Annotated in this window: 9 protein-coding genes; 7 read left to right on the top strand and 2 right to left on the bottom strand. The window is 69.2% G+C overall.

The window, feature by feature from the left end:
• The 3 genes from ACFWZ5_RS22945 to ACFWZ5_RS22935 all read left to right on the top strand — a co-directional run.
• On the top strand, window positions 1–419 hold a 419-nt coding region (locus ACFWZ5_RS22945), incomplete at its 5' end, for a hypothetical protein (protein ID WP_384891230.1).
• A 278-nt stretch (window positions 420–697) separates the two neighbouring features.
• The gene (locus ACFWZ5_RS22940; protein WP_384789284.1) at window positions 698–1,975 is read left to right on the top strand and encodes an erythromycin esterase family protein; all 1,278 of its coding nucleotides are present in this window, start codon (window positions 698–700) and stop codon (window positions 1,973–1,975) included.
• 311 nt (window positions 1,976–2,286) lie between these two features.
• Complete coding sequence (locus ACFWZ5_RS22935) at window positions 2,287–2,718, top strand: hypothetical protein (RefSeq protein ID WP_384789287.1); 432 nt, start codon at window positions 2,287–2,289, stop codon at window positions 2,716–2,718.
• Between the two features lie 61 nt (window positions 2,719–2,779).
• Here ACFWZ5_RS22935 and ACFWZ5_RS22930 read toward each other — a convergent pair whose 3' ends face one another.
• Entirely contained in the window at window positions 2,780–3,178 is a 399-nt protein-coding gene (locus tag ACFWZ5_RS22930; protein ID WP_384789290.1) for an ATP-binding protein, read from the bottom strand.
• Between the two features lie 191 nt (window positions 3,179–3,369).
• Here ACFWZ5_RS22930 and ACFWZ5_RS22925 point away from each other — a divergent pair, with 191 nt between their 5' ends.
• From ACFWZ5_RS22925 to ACFWZ5_RS22910, 4 genes are all read left to right on the top strand, one after another.
• Window positions 3,370–4,200, top strand: coding sequence for a helix-turn-helix domain-containing protein (locus ACFWZ5_RS22925; protein WP_384789293.1), 831 nt, complete (start codon window positions 3,370–3,372; stop codon window positions 4,198–4,200).
• On the top strand, window positions 4,200–4,397 hold the full coding sequence (locus ACFWZ5_RS22920; protein ID WP_384789296.1) for a DUF397 domain-containing protein: 198 nt from the start codon (window positions 4,200–4,202) through the stop codon (window positions 4,395–4,397). Before ACFWZ5_RS22925 ends, ACFWZ5_RS22920 begins: the two co-directional genes overlap by 1 nt.
• 114 nt (window positions 4,398–4,511) lie before the next feature.
• Window positions 4,512–5,240 (top strand): hypothetical protein, encoded by a 729-nt coding sequence (locus ACFWZ5_RS22915; RefSeq protein WP_384789299.1) that lies wholly within the window; start codon window positions 4,512–4,514, stop codon window positions 5,238–5,240.
• Window positions 5,237–5,899 (top strand): HAD family hydrolase, encoded by a 663-nt coding sequence (locus ACFWZ5_RS22910; RefSeq protein WP_384789302.1) that lies wholly within the window; start codon window positions 5,237–5,239, stop codon window positions 5,897–5,899. Before ACFWZ5_RS22915 ends, ACFWZ5_RS22910 begins: the two co-directional genes overlap by 4 nt.
• Here ACFWZ5_RS22910 and ACFWZ5_RS22905 read toward each other — a convergent pair.
• Window positions 5,884–6,570, bottom strand: a complete 687-nt coding sequence (locus tag ACFWZ5_RS22905) for a S1 family peptidase (protein ID WP_384789305.1) — start codon at window positions 6,568–6,570, stop codon at window positions 5,884–5,886. The genes ACFWZ5_RS22910 and ACFWZ5_RS22905 overlap by 16 nt on opposite strands.
• Window positions 6,571–6,602 lie beyond the last annotated feature (32 nt).

Raw genomic sequence — 6,602 nt, 5'->3', positions numbered from 1 at the left:
CCGTTCCTGCCGGGTACGTCATCACCAACTTCAACCGCGACCTCTGCAACGGCCGGGGTGCGTGGTACCACCAGCCCGCCTATGACGGCGTATGGGCCTGCTCCGGGTCGCCCATCGTGTCCGGGTACGTCCTCACCAGCTTCAACGCCGACCTCTGTAACGGCCGGAGTGCGTGGTACCACGAACTGGCCCGTAACGGCACGTGGGTCTGCTCGGGCTCACCCATCGTGATCGGGTACGTCATCACCAACTTCAACCCGGACCTCTGCAACGGCCGGAGTGCGTGGTACCACGAAAAGGCCTACTCCGGCGCATGGGTCTGCACGGGCTCGCCCGTCCCGCCCGGCTTCCGCACCACCACCGACAACAACCGCAACCTCTGCAACGGCAAGGGTGCGTGGTACCTCGTGCGCGCCTGACCGACCCTGATCGCGTAGACCGGAGGCGCCGCGCACCCCGCGGCGCCTCCGCCTCGTCCTCGAACGCCGGACGGGCTCGTCGGCGGGGGGGGTATCCCCCGCAAGGGTCCGGGAGCTGGCCGTACTGCCTGGGAAGGGAGGCGCGGACGATGATCGATCTCAGGTTGCGGTACGCAAGTTGAGGGGCACGGAGCATGGTTGCGCAGCGGAAGTACATCGGTCGGCGGGGGCTGCTGGGGGCTGCGGCGGTCGCGGTGGGGGCGGTTCTCGTTCCCGGGGTGGCTCAGGCCGGCCCGGTCGGCCCGGTCGGCCCGGTCGGTGGTCAGCAGAATCCGGTCCTCGCGCTGGAGCAGGCGGCGCATCCGCTGCGATCGACCGAACCCGGTCGGAACACGGCCGACCTGCGGGCCCTCGGCGTGATGGTCGGCGACGCCAAGGTGGTCGGACTCGGCGAGGCCACCCACGGCTCGCACGAGTTCTTCGCCATGAAGGAGCGGGTCTTCCGCTACCTCGTCGAGGAGAAGGGATTCACCACCTTCGCTCTGGAGGTGAGCTGGTCCGCGGGTCTTGAGATCGACGAGTACCTCCAGACCGGCAAGGGCGACCCCCGCAAGGTCGCCAAGGAGACACTCGCCAACTCACCGTGGGACCGCGAGGAGTTCGTCAGCCTCATCGAGTGGATGCGGGACTACAACCGCAAGCACCCCGGCCGCACCGTCCACTTCATGGGCGACGACATCGGCGCCCCCGCAGTGAGCGACGCGTTCTTCGGCCGGGTCACCGACTACGTGCGGCAGCACCACCCGGGGGCGCTGCCGCAGCTCAACAGGCTCTACACCGGACTGCGCCCGATCGACGACGTCTTCGCCTATCTGAACAAGCCGATCGCGGAACGCCAACGGCTCGCCGCCCAGGCGCAGCGCGCCCTGGAGCTGATCAGCGGCCTGAAGGGCTCCGGCGGCGACGCCTTCGACTGGGCCGAGCAGAACGCCCGCTCCATCGCCCAGACCGCCCAGTTCCTCACCCTGAACCCCGAGGACCAGGAGTCGAACGCCGCCGCCCAGCGCTTCCGCGACGAGGTGATGGCCCAGAACGTCACCTGGTGGCAGCGGCGCACCGGCCAGAAGGTGCTGCTGTCCGCCCACAACGACCACGTCGCCTACGCCGCCAGCGATCCCGAGAGCTACCCCAAGACGCAGGGATCGTTCCTGCGCGACACCCTGGGCAAGGGCTACCTCCCCATCGGCTTCACCTTCAACCGGGGCTCCTTCCTGTCGAAGGACGAGGCGCTGGGCGGCGGGTGGAAGAAGTTCACCGTTCCCGCCGCCGAGCCCGGCTCGAACGAGGCCACCCTCGACCAGGTCCGCTACCGGAACTTCTACCTCGACGCCCGCAGCGCCCCGGCCCCCGCGCGCGCCTGGCTGAACACCGCCCGGTCCACGCGCAACTTCGGCATGAGATTCCCCGAGCCGCCGCGCGACACCGCGCTCGCCAAGTCCTTCGACGTCCTCATCCACCTCCACGAGGTCCGGGAGGCCGACCAGCCGAAGCCGTGACGGCTCCGCCGGGGCAGGCGAGTGGGCCTGAAGGCGGCGGTACCGGGGGGTGTTTTGGTCGACGTCGGGCGGGGTGGGTGAGCGGTGGGTTCGGCGGGTGTGCCTGGTGCTCGTTCTCGTGCGTCTCCTCCATCGCCTCCTTCACAGGGGAAGTTGGCGGTATCCGCTCACGTAAGAGGGATTTAGGGCCACTCGCACCCATGGCCGCATTTGACCCTTCTGCTGTGCGGGGCCGGCCCCGAGAGTGAGCCGGTGTACAGACCGGTGGCGTCCGTCACCCGTCTAGCCCGGAGAACCGGAGGGACAACGTCATGCCCGAGGTCAACCTTCCCAATGGGCGCTACGTCATCGGAGCCCACATCGGCTTCCGGACCGTCCTCACTGTCACCCCGCACGCCGTTCAGCACGGCAGGCCCGTCATCGCGGCACCCGAGCTGATCCCCCCGATCACCCAGGAATGGGTCATCGAGCGCGCCAGCGAGGACCTGCCGGGGCAGTACCACATCCGCCCCTACGTCGGCCCGCCCGACCAGTACCTGACCTACACCGGCGAAGAGGTCTTCGTCAGCCAGGGCTCCCCCACCCCGTGGCGCATCCAGCCCACCCCGTTCGGACTCCAGATCACCTCGGACAAGGGCCTCGTCGTGCGCGCCGAGCACATCGGCGGTCACGTCAAGCTCGCCCAGGAGGACGACACGCCCAACGAGGCCTGGTCGTTCCACTTCATCAGCCCCGCCGACTAGCAGGTCCTCAGCCATCCGGCCCCGGTCACGCCCTCTTCGCGCGACCGGGGCCCACCCCTGTTCAGGTTCGGCCGAGCGGCAGCCGCGCCCACACCGTCTTGCCGGGGCCCCGCCCCGCCACCCCCCACTCCCCCGCGAGCGCCGCCACTAACGCCAGGCCTCGGCCCGACTCCCCCTCCAGAGGCGGGAGTTGCACCTCCTCCGGCGGGCCGCCGCCCGCGTACGTGTCCGCAACCTCGATCAGGAGCGCGTCCTCCAGGAGCACCAGCCTCAGCTGGAATTCGGGGCTCGTCACGCGGGCGTGCGTTGCCGCGTTCGCGGCCAGTTCGGCGACGATCTGGGCTGCCGCGTCGGACGGTTCGGTGTCGTACGGGATGCCCCACTCGGCGAGGTGGTAGCGCGCCAGGCGTCTGGCGAGCCTGGCCCCTCGGGGGCTCGCGGTGAGACGCTGCGTGAACATACGTACGGGTGTGGGGGTTTGCGCTTGGGGTGGCATGGCGCCCACGGTGACGGTGCCTTGCCTGGGGCGGAAGGGTCTCAACTCGTACGGAAAGTAAGTGTACGAGTGCGAAGTGTAGACAGTACGGGTAACTGACCGTAAGCATGGGCTCGTTGGCGGGGACGGTAAGCGAGCGTCAGGGGATACCCGTGATGTCGTCAAGCACGCCGGGCACCAATGAGCCCGAACCGAACGATGGACTCAAGGCCTTCGGCGCGGCCCTCAAGAGCTTCCGCAAGAGGGCGGGGTACACACAGGACTCACTAGCTCCTGAGATCGGCTACTCCACGCACTTCATTGCGTCGGTCGAGCAGGGGAGGCGATTTCCGCCGCCTCGGTTCGTCGATCAGGTGGAAGTGACGCTGGACGCGTTCGGGACACTGAGGCTGATCGCCAATCAGCTCACCAAGCAGCGGGGCTTGGCCGCCTGGTTCAGGCGCTGGGCGCAGATGGAGCAGGAGGCGCTCAGCCTGTACACGTACGAATGCCGGTTGATTCCGGGGTTGTTGCAGACCCCCGCGTACGCGCAAACCCTGTTCGCCAATCAGTTGCCACCCATGGGTGACGAGCAGATCGAGACACTGCTCGCCGCCCGGGTCGAGCGGCAGAAGCTGCTCACGGATAGGCCGAACACTGCGTACAGCTTCATCCTCGAAGAGCACTTGTTCCTACGGAACATGGGCGGGGACGAAGTCACACGTGAGGTCATCGAGCACGTTCTCAGGCTCGCCGAGCGCCGGAACATTGAGATTCAGATCATGCCGGTGGTGCGGCAGACCCACGCCGGACTGGACGGCCCCACGCAATTGCTGGAGACACCGGACAACAGGTGGTTCGCGTACAACGAGGGACAGGAGAGTGGCCTGATCATCTCCGACCCGAAGGTGGTCAGCATGCTCCAGATGCGGTATGCCAGGATGCGCTCACAGGCTCTCTCCTTCGAAGACTCGGTGAGCCTGCTGGAGCGGATGCGAGGAGCATGATGAGCACCCCCGAACTGGCTTGGTTCAAAAGCAGCTACAGCAGCGGAGGTTCCGGAGACTGCATAGAGGTAGCCACCTGCCCCACCACCATCCACGTCCGCGACTCCAAGCGCCCCGAAGGCCCCCAACTCGCCCTGGACCCGGCCGCCTGGGCCGACTTCGTCACGTACACAACAGGGCGGACCGCTCCCCGGTAACACGCGGAGGGCCGTCGGCCCGCCCCCCGTATGCAGCAACGACTTTCGGGCCATGCCGCGCGGCATGGCATGGTGTCGCTGCCCGGGTCCGGCCCTCCCCAGAAAGATCCGCACGTGAACGCGCACCACGAGATCTTCCCTGTCTTCGACCCCGTCACCGGCGAGGCTGTCGGCCGCAAGGCCAGGCACCTCGTGCACACCGAAGGCGACTGGCACCGGGGGGTGCACGCGAACATCGTGCGCCCCAACGCGCTCGGCACCTTCGACATCCTGATCCAGCAGCGGGCCGGTGGCGTCGACCTCGCGGGCGGCAAGTGGGATCAGAGCCTGGCCACCCAGATGACTGAGCAGGACGGCCTGGACGAGGAGAAGACGCTGCGGCGCGGGCTGCTGTGCGAGCTGGACGTCACCCCCGTACGCCTGGAGCGGCTGGCCCGCGAGCTGCGGATCGTCAAGACGTACGAGGAGCACCCGGGGGCGCTGAACCGCGAGCTGATCACCCTGTTCGGGGTGGTCGCGGACCGCGAAGGGGACGGCCTCAGGCCGGTGTCGCCGAAGGTGGCGCGGATCGAGTGGCTGGAGTGGTCGGACTTCCTGCGCCGCTTCCGTGAGCGGCCCGACGCCTTCACCAAGACGTCCGCCTTCTACTTCTCCGACCCGGTCCTGCTCCACGAGATGACCCTGATGAGCTACCGGCTCACCCGGCCCGACGCACTCCTCCACGGCGACACCGACGGCGGCATCCTGCACATCGACCGGGCCGGTGCGTCGCCGCGCACCTACCGGGGCAGCCTGGACGACTGCCTGGCGCGGGCGGGCGAGCCCGTCGGCCGCACCGCGTGAGCCGCCCCGTGGTCGCCGCTCCCGCCGCCGTCCTCTTCGACATGTTCGGCGTGCTCGCGCTCGACCAGACCCCCGCCGCGCGGGCCCGGCTGACCGAGGCCGTCGGCGACGGCTCGGCCGCGTTCTGGGACGCGTACTGGGCGCTGCGGCAGGACTACGACCGCGGGGACCTGGACGGCACCGCCTACTGGACGGCCGTCGGTGCGCGCATCGGCCGCCGCTTCGCCGCCGCCGAGATTCCCGCGGTCGTCGCCCTCGACATGGACAGCTGGGGCCGCGTCGACGGCGAGATGGTCGGCCTCCTGCGCGCCCTCGCCGCCGACGGCACCCGCGTCGGCCTGCTCTCCAACATCAGTCACGACCTCGCCGCGCACTACGAACGCCACCACCCGGACCTGCTCGGCCTGTTCGAGGTCCTCGGCCTGTCCTGCCGCATCCGCAGCGCCAAGCCCGAACCCGACGCCTACCTGTGGTGTGCCCGCGCTTTCGGGCTCGGCCCCGAACAGGTCCTGTTCGTCGACGACCGCGAGGCCAACGTCAAGGGCGCCGAGGCCGTCGGCATGCGCGGCCACCACTTCACCGGGCAGAAGACGCTCGAAGCGGCGCTCGGGCACGGCCGCCGGTCCACCGGGACTTCCAGGTCTCAGTACCCGACCTGAAGCCCTGTGGCGCTGAGGATCGGCACCACCGGCTGGTAGTACGTCGTACCGCCGGACGTGCAGTTGCCGCTGCCGCCCACCAGGATGCCGAGCGCCGCGTCCCCGCTGACGGCGGGGCCGCCGGTGTCGCCGGGCTCGGCGCAGACGTTGGCGCGGAAGAGGCCGTTGACGGTGCCCTGGGGGAAGGTGATCGAGACGTTGGTCTGCTGGACGGTCCCGCAGTGCCAGCCGGTCGAGGGGCCCGTACGGCAGATCGGCTCGCCGACGACCGGCTGCCGGGCGCGGTTGATGCGGATGATGCGGCCCGCGCCGCCGTTGACCTCGCTGGGGTAGGTGTAGCTGGTGTTGGTGTAGCGCAGGATGGCGTAGTCGCTGCCGGGGAAGACGACCTTCTCGGTCACGCCCACCTGGATGGTGTGCTGGGGGTCGGCGTACCACTGGGCGCCGACGGTGCCGACGCAGTGGCCGGACATGATGGCGTAGAAGGTGGCGGCGTTCTTGGCGTTGAAGCCGATGGGGCAGCGGCCGCCGCTGCCGGAGTAGAGGAGGTCTCCGCCGCGTATGGCTGTCGCTGCGGGGGCGGCGGCTCCGGCAACGGGGGCGGCGGTGAGCAGGCCGAGGGCCGCGAGGGCGGCGCTGAGTAACGGGGCGATGATCTGACGGAGCCTCATGACTCCTCCTGTGGGGTGGGGGTGACCGCGTG

Source organism: Streptomyces sp. NPDC059003, from assembly GCF_042740445.1.
Taxonomy (GTDB): domain Bacteria; phylum Actinomycetota; class Actinomycetes; order Streptomycetales; family Streptomycetaceae; genus Streptomyces.
Note: the sequence above shows the minus strand (reverse complement) of the source record. Positions and strands in the feature narration are given on the sequence as shown.

What these genes read in the sequence shown, in the direction of transcription:
- ACFWZ5_RS22920 (WP_384789296.1), top strand. Translation starts at nt 4,200, where the DNA reads ATGAGCACCCCCGAACTGGCTTGGTTCAAAAGCAGCTACAGCAGCGGA.
- ACFWZ5_RS22905 (WP_384789305.1), bottom strand. Translation starts at nt 6,570, where the DNA reads ATGAGGCTCCGTCAGATCATCGCCCCGTTACTCAGCGCCGCCCTCGCG.
- ACFWZ5_RS22930 (WP_384789290.1), bottom strand. Translation starts at nt 3,178, where the DNA reads ATGTTCACGCAGCGTCTCACCGCGAGCCCCCGAGGGGCCAGGCTCGCC.
- ACFWZ5_RS22925 (WP_384789293.1), top strand. Translation starts at nt 3,370, where the DNA reads ATGTCGTCAAGCACGCCGGGCACCAATGAGCCCGAACCGAACGATGGA.
- ACFWZ5_RS22935 (WP_384789287.1), top strand. Translation starts at nt 2,287, where the DNA reads ATGCCCGAGGTCAACCTTCCCAATGGGCGCTACGTCATCGGAGCCCAC.